Source organism: Streptomyces sp. NPDC088553, assembly GCF_044752965.1.
GTDB lineage: Bacteria > Actinomycetota > Actinomycetes > Streptomycetales > Streptomycetaceae > Streptomyces.
In genome coordinates, this window is sequence record NZ_JBIVMG010000003.1 from 71,151 (window position 1) to 86,609 (window position 15,459).

At 72.3% G+C, this 15,459-nt stretch carries 12 protein-coding genes; 5 read left to right on the plus strand and 7 right to left on the minus strand.

All coding sequences use genetic code 11. The features are described from left to right. Window positions 1-2: 2 nt before the first annotated feature. From ACIP8Z_RS09755 to ACIP8Z_RS09765, 3 genes are read right to left on the minus strand one after another with little or no spacing between them, the layout of a single operon-like run. Window positions 3-749 (minus strand): succinate dehydrogenase/fumarate reductase iron-sulfur subunit, encoded by a 747-nt coding sequence (locus ACIP8Z_RS09755; protein ID WP_319314077.1) that lies wholly within the window; start codon window positions 747-749, stop codon window positions 3-5. Then, a complete protein-coding gene (locus tag ACIP8Z_RS09760) occupies window positions 746-2,749 on the minus strand; it encodes a fumarate reductase/succinate dehydrogenase flavoprotein subunit (protein WP_402081023.1) in 2,004 nt (667 codons plus the stop codon). The genes ACIP8Z_RS09755 and ACIP8Z_RS09760 overlap by 4 nt, the downstream gene beginning before the upstream one ends. Window position 2,750: 1 nt before the next feature. Further along, window positions 2,751-3,476, minus strand: a complete 726-nt coding sequence (locus tag ACIP8Z_RS09765) for a succinate dehydrogenase (RefSeq protein WP_402081026.1) — start codon at window positions 3,474-3,476, stop codon at window positions 2,751-2,753. A gap of 97 nt (window positions 3,477-3,573) precedes the next feature. Between ACIP8Z_RS09765 and ACIP8Z_RS09770 the strand changes: the two genes are divergently transcribed. Next, window positions 3,574-4,485 carry a LysR family transcriptional regulator gene (locus ACIP8Z_RS09770; RefSeq protein WP_402081028.1) on the plus strand — a complete coding sequence of 304 codons (912 nt, stop codon included), beginning with the start codon at window positions 3,574-3,576 and terminating at the stop codon, window positions 4,483-4,485. Window positions 4,486-4,625: 140 nt separating this feature from the next. Beyond that, window positions 4,626-6,803, plus strand: a complete 2,178-nt coding sequence (locus ACIP8Z_RS09775; RefSeq protein ID WP_402081031.1) for a hypothetical protein — start codon at window positions 4,626-4,628, stop codon at window positions 6,801-6,803. A 141-nt stretch (window positions 6,804-6,944) separates the two neighbouring features. Here the strand turns inward: ACIP8Z_RS09775 and ACIP8Z_RS09780 are convergent, their stop codons facing one another. Both ACIP8Z_RS09780 and ACIP8Z_RS09785 read right to left on the minus strand, forming a co-directional pair. Next, window positions 6,945-9,110 (minus strand): putative bifunctional diguanylate cyclase/phosphodiesterase, encoded by a 2,166-nt coding sequence (locus tag ACIP8Z_RS09780; RefSeq protein ID WP_402081034.1) that lies wholly within the window; start codon window positions 9,108-9,110, stop codon window positions 6,945-6,947. Continuing rightward, window positions 9,107-9,919, minus strand: a complete 813-nt coding sequence (locus tag ACIP8Z_RS09785) for an SAM-dependent methyltransferase (protein ID WP_402081036.1) — start codon at window positions 9,917-9,919, stop codon at window positions 9,107-9,109. The genes ACIP8Z_RS09780 and ACIP8Z_RS09785 overlap by 4 nt, the downstream gene beginning before the upstream one ends. A gap of 1,321 nt (window positions 9,920-11,240) precedes the next feature. Here ACIP8Z_RS09785 and ACIP8Z_RS09790 point away from each other — a divergent pair. Next, window positions 11,241-12,005: a hypothetical protein gene (locus ACIP8Z_RS09790; RefSeq protein WP_402081039.1), complete on the plus strand. Its 765-nt coding sequence runs from the start codon at window positions 11,241-11,243 to the stop codon at window positions 12,003-12,005. 167 nt (window positions 12,006-12,172) lie between these two features. Beyond that, window positions 12,173-12,730 (plus strand): hypothetical protein, encoded by a 558-nt coding sequence (locus ACIP8Z_RS09795; protein WP_402081042.1) that lies wholly within the window; start codon window positions 12,173-12,175, stop codon window positions 12,728-12,730. Between the two features lie 127 nt (window positions 12,731-12,857). Here ACIP8Z_RS09795 and ACIP8Z_RS09800 read toward each other — a convergent pair whose 3' ends face one another. After that, window positions 12,858-13,376, minus strand: coding sequence for a hypothetical protein (locus ACIP8Z_RS09800; RefSeq protein WP_402081044.1), 519 nt, complete (start codon window positions 13,374-13,376; stop codon window positions 12,858-12,860). A gap of 425 nt (window positions 13,377-13,801) precedes the next feature. On the opposite strand from ACIP8Z_RS09800, the gene ACIP8Z_RS09805 reads away from it, so the two are divergent. Then, window positions 13,802-14,461, plus strand: coding sequence for a class F sortase (locus ACIP8Z_RS09805; RefSeq protein WP_402081047.1), 660 nt, complete (start codon window positions 13,802-13,804; stop codon window positions 14,459-14,461). A 118-nt stretch (window positions 14,462-14,579) separates the two neighbouring features. Here ACIP8Z_RS09805 and ACIP8Z_RS09810 read toward each other — a convergent pair whose 3' ends face one another. Further along, complete coding sequence (locus ACIP8Z_RS09810; protein WP_402081049.1) at window positions 14,580-15,449, minus strand: polysaccharide deacetylase family protein; 870 nt, start codon at window positions 15,447-15,449, stop codon at window positions 14,580-14,582. Between the last annotated feature and the right edge of the window lie 10 nt (window positions 15,450-15,459).

Genomic DNA, 15,459 nt, shown 5'->3' on the forward strand with positions numbered 1-15,459 from the left:
CCCTACCCCTTCACCTTCCGCCGCGCCCGCAGCCATTCCTTGTTCATGGCGGAGATCGACGGCAGCGGGATCCCCTTCGGGCAGGCCGTCGCGCACTCGCCCGTCAGGGTGCAGCCGCCGAAGCCCTCCGCGTCCATCTGGGCCACCATGTCGAGGACCCGGGTCTCGCGTTCCGGGGAGCCCTGGGGCAGCACGTTCAGGTGGTTGACCTTGGCGGAGGTGAAGAGCATCGCCGAGCCGTTGGGGCAGGCCGCCACGCACGCGCCGCAGCCGATGCACTCGGCGTGCTCGAAGGCGGAGTCCGCGTCCGCCTTGGGGACGGGGGTCGCGTGGGCCTCGGGGGCCGAGCCCGTGGGGGCGGAGATGTAGCCGCCTGCCTGGATGACGCGGTCGAAGGCGGAGCGGTCGACGACCAGGTCCTTGACGACGGGGAAGGCGGAGGCCCGCCAGGGCTCGACGTCGATCGTGTCGCCGTCGCGGAACGACCGCATGTGGAGCTGGCAGGTCGTGGTCCGCTCCGGGCCGTGCGCGTCGCCGTTGATGACGAGGCTGCACGCGCCGCAGATCCCCTCGCGGCAGTCGTGGTCGAAGGCAACGGGGTCCTCGCCGCGCAGGATGAGGTCCTCGTTGAGGGTGTCGAGCATCTCCAGGAACGACATGTCGGCGGAGATTCCGTCCACGTCGTAGGTGGACATCGCGCCGGGGGTGTCGGCGTTCCGCTGGCGCCAGACGCGCAGGGTGAGCCTCATGCGTAGCTCCGCTGGGTGGGGTGGACGTACTCGAAGGTGAGGTCCTCCTTGTGGAGGACGGGGGCCGTGCCGGTGCCGCCGAACTCCCAGGCCGCCGCGTACGCGAACTCCTCGTCGCGGCGGGCGGCTTCGCCGTCCGGCGTCTGGAACTCCTCGCGGAAGTGGCCGCCGCAGGACTCGGCGCGGTGGAGCGCGTCGAGGCACATGAGCTCGGCGAGTTCGAGGTAGTCGACGATGCGGTTGGCCTTCTCCAGCGACTGGTTGAACTCCTGTCCCGTTCCGGGGACCTTGATCCGCCTCCAGAACTCCTCGCGGATCTCCGGGATGCGGGCCAGCGCGGTCCGCAGGCCGGCTTCCGTGCGGGCCATCCCGCAGTACTCCCACATGAGTTCGCCGAGTTCGCGGTGGAAGGAGTCGGGGGTTCGGTCGCCGTCGACGGCGAGGAGCAGGTTCAGCCGGTCCTCGGTCTCGGCGAGCACCTCCTTCACGGCAGGGTGGTCGTCGGTGACGGGTTCGGCGTGGGGGTGGCGGGCCAGGTAGTCGTTGATGGTGGCGGGGAGGACGAAGTAGCCGTCGGCGAGGCCCTGCATGAGGGCGGAGGCCCCGAGCCGGTTGGCTCCGTGGTCGGAGAAGTTGGCCTCGCCGATGGCGAAGAGCCCGGGGACGGTGGTCTGGAGGTCGTAGTCGACCCAGAGTCCGCCCATCGTGTAGTGGACAGCGGGGTAGATCCGCATGGGGACCTCGTACGGGTTCTCGGCGGTGATCCGCGCGTACATGTCGAAGAGGTTCCCGTACTTCTCCTCGACGGCGGCCCGGCCCATGCGGCGGATCGCGTCGGCGAAGTCGAGGTACACGCCCTCCCGTCGCCCGCCACCGCCCTCGGCCGCGGAGCCTTCGGCTCCGTCCTTCCGGCCTTGCCCGCCGGGGCCGACGCCTCGGCCCTCGTCGCAGACGTTCTTCGCGGCGCGGGAGGCGATGTCACGCGGGACGAGGTTGCCGAAGGAGGGGTAGATCCGCTCCAGGTAGTAGTCGCGCTCGTCCTCGGGGATGTCGGCCGCGGCGCGGGTGTCACCCTTGGCCTTGGGGACCCAGATGCGGCCGTCGTTGCGGAGCGACTCGCTCATCAGGGTCAGCTTGGACTGGTGGTCGCCGGTGCGCGGGACGCAGGTGGGGTGGATCTGGGTGAAGCAGGGGTTGGCGAAGTACGCGCCGCGCCGGTGGGCCCGCCAGACGGCGGTGGCGTTGGAGTTCATGGCGTTCGTCGACAGGTAGAAGACGTTGCCGTAGCCGCCGCTGGCGAGGACCACCGCGTCCGCGTAGTGGGTGGAGATCTCACCGGTGATCAGGTCGCGGGCGACGATGCCGCGGGCCCGCCCGTCGACGACGACCAGGTCGAGCATCTCCGTACGGGCGTGCATCTCGACGTTTCCGGCGGCGATCTGCCGGGACAGCGCCTGGTAGGCGCCGAGCAGGAGCTGCTGGCCGGTCTGGCCTCGGGCGTAGAAGGTGCGGGAGACCTGGACGCCGCCGAAGGAGCGGGTGTCGAGGAGTCCGCCGTACTCGCGGGCGAAGGGCACGCCCTGGGCGACGCACTGGTCGATGATCTCGACGGAGATCTGGGCGAGCCGGTGGACGTTGGACTCGCGGGCGCGGAAGTCGCCGCCCTTGACGGTGTCGTAGAAGAGGCGGTGGATCGAGTCGCCGTCGTTGCGGTAGTTCTTGGCGGCGTTGATACCGCCCTGGGCGGCGATGGAGTGGGCCCGGCGCGGGGAGTCCTGGAAGCAGAACTGGACGACCTGGTAGCCCTGTTCGGCGAGGGTGGCGCCGGCCGAGCCGCCGGCCAGGCCGGTGCCGACCACGATGACGCGGTGCTTGCGGCGGTTGGCGGGGTTGACCAGCTTGGCCTGGAAGCGGCGGGTGTCCCAGCGTTCGGCGACGGGTCCGCTGGGGGCCTTGTCGTCGGCGACCGGGGCTCCGGTCGTGAAGTCGAGGAAGCTCATGTCAGCTCACCACTCCGGTCATGACGGCGACGGGGACGGAGATGAAGCCCGCGGTCAGGACGAGCGCGAGGGCGTTGGCGAGGCCTCGCAGGAGGCGCTCGCGGCGGGCACTGCCGACGCCGAGGGTCTGCGCGGCGCTCCAGAAGCCGTGCCGGACGTGGAGGCCGACGGCGAGCATGGCGACGATGTAGATGACGTTGCCGTACCAGGTGGAGAAGGTGTCGACGACGTTCTGGTAGGGCTTGCCCTCCTCGAAGCCGCCGGGGTGGACAGTGCCGGTGGTCAGGTCGAGGACGTGCCAGACGATGAAGAGGGCGAGGATGATCCCGCCCCAGCGCATGGTGCGGGTGGCGTACGAGGAGCGCTTGCGGCGGTGGACGTACGTGGTGGGGCGGGCCCGCACGTCGCGGCGGCTGAGCTGGTACGCGGAGACGGCGTGGGCCACGACGGCGGCGAGGAGCACGATCCGGACGAGCCAGAGGGACCACTCGTGGTGCAGGACGGGGGCGCCCATGACCCGCAGCCAGTGGCCGTAGGCGTTGAACTCCTCGGGGCCGAAGAAGACCTTCAGATTGCCGGCGACATGGGCGACGAGATAGCCGAGCATGAGCAGCCCGCTGACTGCCATGACCGTCTTCTTGCCGAGGGTCGATGACAGGAATCCGCGTGACGGTGTGGGGGACGGCGGGCGGCCCGTCGTCCGGTCCCTCGTGGGTGCCAGAGCCATGCTCATGACGCTAGGGCCGAAGGGCCCGAGAGGTCCAAGACATGGTCCGGCTGATCTCGATAGGCCCACCCTATGAATGTCGCCTACCCTGGTGACCATGCAGTTCCAGCAGCTCCTCTACTTCGTCGCCGTGGCCGAGACCCGTCACTTCACCCGGGCCGCCGAGCGCGTCCATGTCTCGCAGCCCTCGCTCTCCCAGCAGATCAAGGCCCTGGAACAGGAGTTGGGCGCCGAGCTGTTCAGCCGGGCCCGGGGGAACATCACCCTCACCGACGCGGGCGAGGCCCTGCTGCCCCTCGCGCGCCGGATCCTCGCCGACACGGAGACGGCCCGGATCGAGGTGCAGGAGCTGGCCCAGCTGAAGCGGGGCCGGGTGCGGCTCGGCGCGACCCCGAGCCTGTGCACGGGGCTGCTGCCGGACGTGCTGCGCGCCTTCCACGACCTGCACCCGGGGATCGAGCTCCTCATCGAGGAGGGCGGCTCGCACGATCTCGTACGGGAGCTGGCCCGCGGGGCCCTCGACCTGGCGCTGGTGGTGCTGCCGCTGCCGAGCCCGTCACCGGCCCTGACGACGGTGGAGCTGCTCCGGGAGGACCTGGTGGTCGTCTCCTCGGCCTCGGCTCCGGCACCACGCCGCCCGGTGCGGATCACCGACCTGCGGGAGCAGCCGCTCGTGATGTTCCGGCACGGCTACGACCTGCGGGAACTGACCGTGGCGGCCTGCCGGGCGGAGGGCTTCGAGCCGACGTTCACGGTCGAGGGCGGCGAGCTGGACGCGGTCCTCGGGTTCGTACGGGCGGGACTCGGGCTCGCGGTCGTCCCCGCGATGGTGGCGGCGCGGGCGGGCCGGGACCTCCGCGTGACCGCCCTGGCCCGGCCGGGCCTGCGCCGGACCATCGCCCTGGCGCACCGGAGTGACGTCGCACCGCCGAGGGCGGCACGGGAGCTCCAGCGCATGCTGCTGGCCTCGCGGCGGGGCGGACCGGACCGGGCGGCGAGCCCCGCCTGAGGGGGCCGTCGGCCGACCCCGTCGCCCGTCCCGCCCCCCGACTCCTCCGGCCGACGCCCACGGCCCGCTCGCCCCGTCGCCGCTCCCACGCCCCGCAAATCCGCGTGCGACGGACCGGCTGCGGCTGCGAGCATGCCCCCATGGTCCACGCTCTCGAACACCTGGTCGTCCGGCACACCCACCGTCTCCCCTCGCCCACCGGTCCGGCCGGGGACGGGGCCGCCGCCACGCGCAGGTTCGACGCGGCCCTGATGACCGCCGGGTTCAAACTGTCGGGCGAACTGGTCGAGCGCCTGTCGGGACTGGCCGGTCCGACGGTCGTCGAGACCGCCGTCCGCACCCTCGCGACCGTCCGCGAACTCGTCGGCGACCACGTCCGGCACAACGTCTACTTCGTCGACTTCCCGGACAACGTGCCGGACACGCTCGACTTCTGGCGGGCGTGCGTGGCCGACGCGCTCGCCGACGGCGCCACCCGCGCCCGTACCGTCGAGCAGCTGAGCGCCGGCGTCCTCGACCTCCTGACCCTCCCCTCGTACGGCCGCTACCCGCACACCTACGAGGAGATGCTCGCCGTCCACGACGAGCTGATCGCGGCGGCCGGCGACCGGCTGACGGTGCTGCACCTCGGCGCGGACGCGGACACCGAGGTCACCGCGCTCTATCTGGCTCTGGCAGGCGGCACCACCCCGCTCGGCGAGGAGCATCTGCGCGATCTGGCGGTGCTCGCCGAGCACTGCGCGGACGGCCCCCAGCCCGAGACGATCACGGTCCGGGAGAACCGCGCCGTCGTCAACCACGCCCGGCTGCGGGTGGGCGCCACGCCGCTGCTCGACACCGTGACCGACGTCCTGCGTCTCGCCTGCGCCCTCGCGGACGGCGATGTCACCCTGCGCGAGGCCACCCGTTTCCGCGCGCTGTCGCGTCCGCACCGCCGTGCCCTGCTCGCGGGGCTCGACGCGGTGGTGGCCGCGTCCCCGGCGAAGCTGTCGGACGTGTCCGCGCACGGGGAGGCGTGGAAGCGCCTCGGGGAGCGCCTGCATCCCCACGAGTACCCGCACTGGCCGGGCGCCGCCGAGGTGTTCGCCGTCGCCCGGGGCGAGCGGAAGGTGCCTTCGCTCGACAGCCATGTGGAGGAGCTGCTGGTAAGGGGGGAGGTCGCGGGCGCGGCGGAGCTGCTGGCCACCGCGGCCCCGGGGCGCCTGTTCCGCGCCCTGGACCGGCTGCTGCGCGACGCGGCGGAGGGCAAGGAGCGGGAGGCGGTCCTCGCGGCCGTCGAGCGGGCCGCGCCGGAGGTGGCGGGCCGGGTGGTCCTCTCGGTGCGCGAGCACCTGCAGAACCGTGGCGGCGGGAGCGGCGGGGAGCGCCGGGTGTTCGTGAACCGGGAAGGCAAGGCCTGGGTCACCGACGACACGCGTCCGCCGCTGGAGGACACCGACCGCGAACGGCTCGTCGCGGTGCTCGACGCCGAGACCCGGCGTCGACTCCCTTCTTCCGGGCGCCTGCTGATCGATCCGGACGTCCTGGACGTGGCCCTGCCGCTGAGCGGCCGGGCGGCCTCGGCCGGGCTCGGTGTGCTGCCGCGCGGCTCGGTCTCGCCGGTCGAGGGAGAGCTGCTGCGCTTCTTCACGTACTGGCGGGAGTCGCGACACACGACCGACCTGGATCTGTCGGCGCTCGTCCTGGACGCGGACTACGCGACCGTGACCTGGCTGTCGTACACGGCCCTGACCGACGTCGAGGGCCGGCACTCGGGTGACATCACCGAAGCCCCGGACGGGGCTTCGGAGTTCATCGATCTGCGGCTCGGCGCGGTACGGGGCACGTTCATCGTGCCGCAGGTGCACGTCTTCTCGGGTGAGGGCTTCGACCAGGTGGCGGAGGGCTTCTTCGGCTTCATGCTGCGCGAGTCCGAACAGCGCGGCCGGCCGTTCGAGCCCCGTACGGTGCGTATGAAGTCGGATCTGCGCGGCCCCGGCCGGGTGGCCCTGCCGCTCGCCTTCCGGCGGGACGACGACGGACGGTGGCACGCCCATTGGCTCCACCTCTATCTGCGGGGCTTCGCGTCGGCGAACCAGGTCGAGGGACACCGGGTGTCGATCGCGGTCCTGCTGCGCGGCCTGATGGGGCGGAGGTCCCTGACGGTCAGTCATCTCGTGGCGCTGATGGAGGAGTCGGGGGCGCGGACGACCCTGTGGGACGGCCGGACGGTGCCGGACGCCCCGGTCACGTACATCGGTCTGGAGCGGCCGGACGGCCTCGCCCCCGGCTCCCGCGTGTTCACCCCGGAAAATCTGCGCGACCTGCTGCCCGCCTGAGTGCTACGGTCGTTCCGGGGCGAGGCCATGGAGAGGCTTCCTTCTCATACTCCAATGAAATAGCCTCTCCGCTTTCCTCCCCCGTCTCTCTTCCCGGCCTCCCCGCTGCGCGCGGGGAGGCCGGTTTCGTGGGTCCGGGTCTCAGACCGCGTCCGCCAGGAGCAGCGAGTGGATGCGGTCCGGGGCGCCGGGGCGGGCGTAGTACCAGCCCTGGGCCGTGTCGCAGCCGAGGTCGCGGAGCTGGCGGGCCTGGGCCCCGGTCTCCACGCCCTCGACGGTGACGGCGAGTTCCAGGCTGTGCGCCAGGGAGACGATCCCCTCGACGATCTTGAGGTCGACCGGGTCCACCGGGTGCTGCTGCATGCCCCGGGTGAAGGAGCGGTCGAGCTTGAGGACGCTCACCGGCAGGCGGCGCAGATTGGCCAGGTTCGAGTAGCCGGTGCCGAAGTCGTCGAGCGCGATGTCCACGCCCATCTCGGCGAGCTGCCGCAGCGGCTTGAGCAGGTCCTCGTCGGCGCCGATGAGCGCCGATTCGGTCACCTCCAGGCAGAGCGCGCCCGGTTCGAGCCCGGACCGTTCCAGGACGTCGACGGTGTCGGCGACCAGGCGCGGGTGGTGGAGCTGCGTCGGGGAGAGGTTGACGTTGATCCGCAGCGGCCCGCCGTCGGCGTGCCGGGCCTGCCAGAAGCGGGCCTGGCGCACGGCCTCCTGGAGCACCCAGCGGCCGAGCGGCACGATGAGCCCGGTGTCCTCGGCGAGCGGGATGAACCGGTCGGGGCCGAGCACTCCGTGCTGCGGGTGGCACCAGCGTACGAGCGCCTCCGCGCCGTGCACGCTGCCGTCGTCGAGGTGGACGAGCGGCTGGTACTCGATGAAGAACTCGCCGCGCTCCAGCGCGGTCGGCAGGGCCGTGGTGAGGCCGTGCCGGGTGATGGCGCGGGCGTCGGCCTCGGGGTCGGCGAGCTCGAAGCGGTTGCCGCCGGCGGATTTGGCCCGGTACATGGTGATGTCGGCGCTGCGCAGCACCTCGGCCGGGGTGCGTTCGCCGGCCGGGCCCTCGACGACGCCGAGGCTGCCGCGGACGGTCAGTTCGCGGCCGTCGATGCGAAGGGGGGTGGCGAGGGCCGCGAGGATGCGGTCGGCGAGTTCGGTGACGTCCTGTTCGCCGACGGCGCCGGTGGTGAGGGCGACGAACTCGTCGCCGCCGAGCCGGGCCACCATCTCGCCGGACCCGGTGACGCAGCTCTGCAGCCGGTCGGCGACCTCGACGAGGAGCCGGTCGCCGGTGGAGTGGCCGAGGCTGTCGTTGATGACCTTGAAGCCGTCGAGGTCCAGGTAGCAGAGGCCGAAGCGGGCGTTGTCGCCGGGTGCGAGGGCCTTCTCCAGGCGCTCGAAGAACAGGGTCCGGTTGGGAAGCCCGGTCAGCGCGTCGTGGGTGGCCTCGTACCGCAGGCGCAGATGGAGCAGGCGCCGCTCGGTGGTGTCCTCCATGAGGGCCAGCTGGTACTGGGGGTTGCCCTCGGCGTCGCGGAGGAGCGAGACGGTGAGGTTGGTCCAGAGAACCGTTCCGTCACCGCGGTAGTACGGCTTCTCGACCCGGTAGTGCTCCCGGTCGCCGCGGACCAGCTCGTCGTACAGCTTCCAGACGTGCGGGCCGTCCTCCGGGTGGACCCACTCGCTGACGTTCCGGCTGCGCAGCGGCCCCTCCATGCCGCCGAACATGCGGGTGAGGGTCTCGTTGACCTCCAGGACGTTGCCGTCGAGGTCGGCGATGCCGATGCCGATCGCGGCCCCGTCGAAGACCGCCCGGAAGCGGCTCTCGGTGGCGTGCAGGGCGATCTCGGCGGCGCTGCGGGCGGAGAGCGCGGAGCGCGCGATGGCCTCCTGCTCGGCCCGGGTCCGCTCGCGCAGGGCCTGGGCGTAGCCGGTGGCCATCGCGTGCTGGAGCCGGGCGCAGCGGGCCCGGAGCTCCTCGGCCGGCAGGTCCGACTCCGTACCGCAGTAGAGCACCAGGTACGAGTCCACGACCCCGAGACTGCGGCCGAGCGCGTCCGGGTCGGTGCAGTGGGCGGCGACGAGCGCCGCGCCGGTGCGCTGGGCCGGGGCCGTGTCGAACGGCCGGGCGTGCAGCGCGTCGTACAGGGTGCGGGCCAGCGGCAGCAGATGGCCCTCGAACTCGGCACGGGTCAGCGAGGTGGCGGTCACCGGGAAGATGGCACGGCTCCAGATGGTGACGAACCGCCTGAGTCTGTCCTCCGGGCCGTCGGCTTCGGCAACACTGCCCGACGGCTGAGACGGGACCTTCACGCCTTGCGCCCCACCCCTGCGAACCCGGCGAAGGCGTAGGGATCCTCCTCCTCGGCCGGACTGTCGGGACGCCAGTGGGGCATCGGGACGAGGCCGGGCTCGATCAGTTCGGTGCCCTCGAAGAAGCGGGTGATCTCGGCGCCGGTACGCATCACCAGCGGGTTGCGGATGTTCCGGTAGACCCCGACGGTGCCGCCGGCCTGCTCCTCGGAGAGCGGGATGCCCTCGTACGAGGCGTGGGTGAGCACCAGGAGGCTGCCGGGCGCGAGGGCGTCGAGCAGTTCGGTGACGGCCTCGTGCGGCCGGTCCTCGTCCTCCAGGAAGTGCAGGACGGCGACGAGGAGCAGCGCCACCGGCCGCTCCAGGTCGATGAGTCGGGACACCTCGGGGCTGTAGAGGATGTCGGCCGGCTTGCGCAGGTCCGCGGCGACGACCGCGGCGCCCTCGTCGCCCTCCAGGACGGCGCGGCTGTGGGCCACGGCGACCGGGTCGTGGTCGACGTAGACGACGCGGGCCGCGGGGTCGGCGGCCCGGGCGACCTCGTGCACGTTGCCGAAGGTGGGTATGCCGGAGCCGATGTCCAGGAACTGGGTGACGTCGTTGTCAACGGCGTGGCGGACGGCGCGCCGCATGAAGGCACGGTTCGCCTGCATGATCTTGGGCAGGCCAGGCATGAACTCCATGGCCTTGCGCGCCGCTTCCCGGTCCACTTCGAAATTGTGCGAGCCGCCCAGATAGAAGTCGTACATACGGGACACGCTCGGCACCGAAATGTCGATACCAGGCGGAGCCCAGGCGGGACGCTCCATCAATGTCTCCAACAAGTCGCCATGGGGGATGCGGCCATGTGTTCGCGGCCGGTGTTCGAGGTGAGGCTACTGATCGCCCGCCGAGAGAGCGAGTAGAAACGGAAATTCGCGGTCCGTTCTTGGTCACACGCCATTGGCACGTGCTCCCGGGAACGAAGAGTTCACGCCTTCAGGCTGTGCAAATTCACGTGCATATGAGTGTGCGTCGGCTCCTCGGCCGCGTGCGGCTCCCCGCGCCGGACGCCCAGGTCCCGCCCGTACCTCGGTTGTTGCCGTCGGAGGGGTCTGGTCGCCGGTGCAGGATGCCCCCTTCTCCTTCCCGTCCGACAGGGCGACAACCGGACAGTTATCGATCCGAGGCCGGAACGGACCCGGTCCGCCGTCTTCCGGAATCCATCCGCCCGGCGATACACGGGCATTGAGCCCCCGCCGAGTCGCCCCGGCCGGCTTCGGGAGAGGCGAAACGTCAAACCGGTACGGCCGGAGATCCGCTCCATCCGGCGAATCCCGCTCGAATCCGCCCCGGCGCACCCCGCCTGTGATCAAGCTCGACGGCGTGTCTCTGTACGGATCGATCCTCGCGCGGCCACTGGCGGCCCTCGCACTGGTGTGGCTTCTCACCGCCCCCGTGCCCGCCGCCGCGGACGCCTGCGCCTACGCCTCGACCGGCCCGGGCGGTTCCCACGTCGCGGTGGCCGTCGCCGGCGACAGCCACGGCGACGGCAGCTCAGGGAAGGGCAAGGGAAAGGGGCACGGCCATCACCACCACCACCCGAAGCCCTGCCCCACCCAGCCGCCCCCGCCGTGCCCGTCCCCCACGCCCACACCCACACCCACACCCACACCCACGCCGACACCCACACCGACGCCGACTCCCACGCCTACGCCGACGCCCGAACCGCCGTCCCCCTCCCCGACGCCCACGCCGTCACCGAAGCCGCCACCGCCTCCCACCCCTCCTGCGCCCCGGCCCGCGCCGAAACCACCGGCCACCAGGCCCGCACCCCGCCCGGAGCCGCCGCCGCCCGCACCTCCGACCACGAGGCCGCCGGAGCCCGCGCCCGCGCCCCCGCCTCCGCCGAGCCCGAGCCCGACGCCCCCGCCCACCGTGCGCCCCCGGTCTCCGGCGCCCGGCCCTGTCGCGCTGCCCCGTTACCAGCGTGTCTCGCGTCCCCAGCCGAAGGGCGGCACCTCCGTCGTCACCGCGACCCTCATGATCACCGCGCCCGCGGTGCTCGCGACGGCGATCCTTCGCCCCCGGTCCAAGTGACCCGCCGCCCCGACGCCCCCTCTGCCCCTCTGAATCCCACAAGAGGAATCCATGTCTGAATGGCTTGTTCTCACCCTTGCGATGGCGGCGGCGTGCGCCGTCGTCCTCACGATCGTGGTCATCAACAACCGCCGGATCCCCGAGGACGACGACCCGAGCGAGACCCCGGACGTCATCGAGTACATGACGATGATGATCGGCGTGATCTACGCGATCGTCCTCGGCCTCGCCATCGCCGGCGTCTGGGAGGCCCGCGGCGCCGCCCAGGAGACCGTGCGGCAGGAGGCGCAGGCGATGCACGAGATCTCGGCCCGCGTCGAGGTCTACCCGCAGGCCGTCCGTGAGCGCGTCCGCGCCGATGTCGAGGCGTACGTCGGCTACGTCGTCGACGACGAGTGGACGTACATGGCGGAGCACGGCGAGCTGAGCGAGGAAGGCACCGCCCTCCTGGAGAAGGTGCGGCGCAGCGTCACCGACTACCAGCCCGCCAACGACTTCGAGGGGCAGGCGTACCAGCCGCTGGTCGACCAGGTGGCGGTGGCCGACGACGCCCGCGGCGCCCGGGGGCAGAACGCGGGGGCGACCATGCCGGGGGTGGTGTGGTTCGGCCTGATCATCGGCGCCCTGGTGACGGTCGGCCTGATCTTCACCCTGCAGATCCGCAGAACCGGGCGCGAACTGCTGCTCGCCGGACTCTTCAGCGTGCTGATCGCCTTCCTGCTGTTCCTCATCTGGGACTTCGACGCGCCGTTCGGCCGGGGCATCTCGGCCACCGCCGCGCCGTTCACCGATCTGTTCCCGCAGCTCACACCGTGACGCGACACGCCGGGTGAGCCACTCGGGGGACTTGCGTGCCCCATTCGCACGTCTGGGATCGCGGCTGTGATAGTGCGCTCCTAGCCTGGCGGACATCGAGGTGTACGCACGGTCTTTCGCGGAAACCCCCTTTCCGCGGCTGCCCCTCGGGACCCGGAGGATTCACCATGCGCGCGATACGTGCCGCGTCCACTGCCCTGCTGGGGGCGGCCGCCCTCGCCCTGGCCGCCCCCACCGCCGTCGCGGCGGACGGTGCTCCCGCACCGAACCCGCGAGCGGCACGGGCCAAGGCACCGGGCGATTTCGTCGTGTCGCCCTCGGTCGTCGCCCCGGGCGGCCGGGTGACGCTGAGCGCCCCCGGCTGCGCCAGTACGGCGACGGCCTCGGCCGGCATCTTCGACACCGTCACCATCGCACCGGGCTCGGCGGCCATCGCCACCGTGGACGCGGACGCCCGGCGAGGCGCCGTGTACACGGTGTCGTTCAACTGCACCGGCGGGATCGCGGACACGGTGACCCTGACCATCAGCGGCACGCCCACCGCCACCCCGACCATCAGCTCCACCATCCTCACTCCCCCGCGTGGCGTGCAGGGCGGTCTGGGCGGTTCGGTGGGCGGCTTCGAGCCGCTCGAACTGGCCGCCGGAGGCGCGCTCGTGCTCGCCGCGACCGTCGGTGGCGTGTACGTGGTGCGTCGCCGCTCCGGCTCGGCCCGTCGTCACTGAGCGACCGCGGTGGTCGGTCCGGTGCCGGCGACCCGGCGCGCGGCGTCCGCGGACGCCCGTCGCCCCCGGGTCCCTGCCGGGACTCGGGGGCGACGGGCGGGGCGGGCGGACCGGGAGGTTCGACCGGTCAGACCCCCGCACCGGTCATACGGCGACGACGGACGATGAAGAGCCCGCCGCCGAGCGCGGCGGCGGCGACCAGGCTGCCGCCGACGGCCATCTCCGTGGAGCTGGGAGCCAGCGAGCCGCCGAGGCCGCCCTGGGCGCCGCGGCCCGGGAGGACGCGGAACGGCTCCGTGACCACGTTGGAGCCGCCGTTGCACCGGACAGCCAGGTTGTAGTTGCCGGGAGTGGCGTTGTTGTAGACGCGGGCGACGGCGGTGGAGACGCCGTTGCCGCCCGAGAGGGTGGCGTCCGGGAAGGCGTTGGACGTGACCGTGCCGCCGCGGTTGCAGCCCCTGGCGGTGATCGTGAGCGTCGAACCGGGGTGGACCTCGAAGGGGCTGACGGTGACGTTGGTCGGGCTGTTGTTCGAGCCACCGCTGAGGACGTTGCCCGGACCGTAGGTGGCGGCGGCGAGGGGGGCCGCGAGGCCGACCGCCGCGATCGCGGTGGCGGTCACCGCCAGAGTGCGTGCAGCACGCATGGTTGAACCTCCAGTGGAAGACGCCCCAAAGCGGTGCTCCGGGAGTGTCGACGAGTACGCCTTCCATGACGAACCATCACAAGCCGGAGCGAGCCGCGCATTTCGGCACTGGTCCACCCCGGTGAGGCGACACGCCCGGAATCGGGCCCTCGGAGGAGGAAGAACCACAGGTCAGAGCGGATCGGGCTGCTTATCTGACGATTACTCGGATGGGTCAGCACCGTGTCACCCACCTGTCGGCCGCCCGTCGCCCGGGGTGCGCTCCACACCACCCCCGGGCGCGCGGGACAGGAGGGACGTCGGCCCACACCCCGTACCCGCGCTCCGGCACTCGTCCGGCGGCGGCCCCCACCCGTTCGCTCCGTCCGGCGCGACGGTCCGTCAGGTCGCCTTTACCGTTCTGACGACGCCACGAAGGGAGAACCATGCCCCCGAAGGACTTCCGCGTCTTCCAGCGCAGGAGACGCCGCCCCTGGGGCGTCCTGACCCTCGCCATGCTGTCCGGGATCGCGATGATGCGCAACGGAGTGGACATCGCGGGCGGGCCTCCGCAGCCCGCCGCGGCGGCCCGCCCGGTGGCGCGCCCGGTCACCCCGCCGGACGGGGCGACCGAGGGTCTGGAACCGCTGCCCTTCGCTCCCGCCTCCCGGATCAAGATCCCCGCGATCCAGGTCGCGGCCCCGATCATGGACGTGGGCCTGGACCCGGACGGCTGGGTGGCGGCCCCGCCGCCCCAGGACGCCAACCTCGCCGGCTGGTACCAGAACGGCATCTCCCCCGGCCAGCGCGGCACCGCGGTGGTCGTCGGCCATGTCGACAACGCTCAGGGACCCGCGGTCTTCTACGGCCTGGGCTCCCTGGAGAAGGGCCAGCACATCGAGGTCGAGCGGTACGACGGCCGGATCGCGGTCTTCGAGATCTACGGGCTCGAGGTGTACGCGAAGGACAACTTCCCGGGTGTGCAGGTGTACGCGGACACGGGCGAGCCCGAGCTGCGGGTCATCACCTGCGGCGGCGGGTACACGCGCGCGCGTGGCTACGACGGGAACGTCGTCGTGTACGCGCGGATGGTCGGCTCCCGCTAGCGGGACACGGCGAAGGGCCCCGGCACCTGGTGGTGCCGGGGCCTTCTCCCGTACCGGAGCTCTTTCCTGAGCCCGGACCCGAGCCCGGACCGCGCTCGTGCCGCCCGTACCGGAGCGGTCAGCGCCGGGGGACGGTGATGTGGTAGCCCGCGTCGAGGAGTTCGGGCAGATAGCGGCGGAGCGCGCTCACGCTCTGCGTGCGGTCGCCGCCGGCGTCGTGGGAGAGGACGACGGCGCCGGGCGCGGCGCCGTCGAGGACCCGGCGGACGATGGTGTCCGCTCCGGGCTCCTTCCAGTCCAGGGTGTCGACCGTCCAGGCGAGCGGCTCCATGCCGAGCTCGGCCCCGATCTCGAAGGAGTGCCGGTTCCAGGCGCCGTAGGGCGCGCGGTACCAGAGCGGGGCCGTCCCCAGGGTCCGTTCGACGACCTCACTGGTGGAGCCGAGCTCGTCGCGGATGCGGGAGGGCCGCAGCTTGGGGATGAGGGGATGCGACCAGGAGTGGTTGCCGACGACGTGCCCGTCTGCGGCCATCTCCCGCAGCAGGTCGGGGTTCTCGACCGCCATCTCGCCGCAGACGAAGAACATGGCCCGGCAGTCGTAGCGGCGCAGGGTCTCCAGGATGCCCGGGGTGTAGCGGGGGTCCGGGCCGTCGTCGAAGCTGAGCACCATCGAGCGGCCGACCCCGGACATGCTGAGGAAGGGCCGCTGCCGGACCGGCGGCACCGCCCGCCGGAACGCCGGGGGCGCGTACGCGGTCATCGGCTGGAGGCGGTACGAGGAGGGGCGCAGCCGGGCGGCCTGCGCCTGGGGTCCGGCGGCGGGGCCCGCTCCCCCGCCCGGTGGAGCCGGAGGCGCGGCGGTCCCGCCGGCCCGTTCGGGCGCCGCGAGCCGGTCCGCCGCGATGACTCCGACGGTGGCGGTGGCCCCGAGGGCGGCGGCGAGCCGCAGCACCGCACGGCGCCCGCTGGGCATCTGATCCTTTTTCATGACCAATGGT

Coding starts and splice junctions, on each gene's coding strand:
- ACIP8Z_RS09755 (WP_319314077.1), bottom strand. CDS start 749: ATGAGGCTCACCCTGCGCGTCTGGCGCCAGCGGAACGCCGACACCCCC.
- ACIP8Z_RS09760 (WP_402081023.1), bottom strand. CDS start 2,749: ATGAGCTTCCTCGACTTCACGACCGGAGCCCCGGTCGCCGACGACAAG.
- ACIP8Z_RS09765 (WP_402081026.1), bottom strand. CDS start 3,476: ATGGCTCTGGCACCCACGAGGGACCGGACGACGGGCCGCCCGCCGTCC.
- ACIP8Z_RS09770 (WP_402081028.1), top strand. CDS start 3,574: ATGCAGTTCCAGCAGCTCCTCTACTTCGTCGCCGTGGCCGAGACCCGT.
- ACIP8Z_RS09775 (WP_402081031.1), top strand. CDS start 4,626: ATGGTCCACGCTCTCGAACACCTGGTCGTCCGGCACACCCACCGTCTC.
- ACIP8Z_RS09785 (WP_402081036.1), bottom strand. CDS start 9,919: ATGGAGCGTCCCGCCTGGGCTCCGCCTGGTATCGACATTTCGGTGCCG.
- ACIP8Z_RS09790 (WP_402081039.1), top strand. CDS start 11,241: ATGTCTGAATGGCTTGTTCTCACCCTTGCGATGGCGGCGGCGTGCGCC.
- ACIP8Z_RS09795 (WP_402081042.1), top strand. CDS start 12,173: ATGCGCGCGATACGTGCCGCGTCCACTGCCCTGCTGGGGGCGGCCGCC.
- ACIP8Z_RS09800 (WP_402081044.1), bottom strand. CDS start 13,376: ATGCGTGCTGCACGCACTCTGGCGGTGACCGCCACCGCGATCGCGGCG.
- ACIP8Z_RS09805 (WP_402081047.1), top strand. CDS start 13,802: ATGCCCCCGAAGGACTTCCGCGTCTTCCAGCGCAGGAGACGCCGCCCC.
- ACIP8Z_RS09810 (WP_402081049.1), bottom strand. CDS start 15,449: ATGAAAAAGGATCAGATGCCCAGCGGGCGCCGTGCGGTGCTGCGGCTC.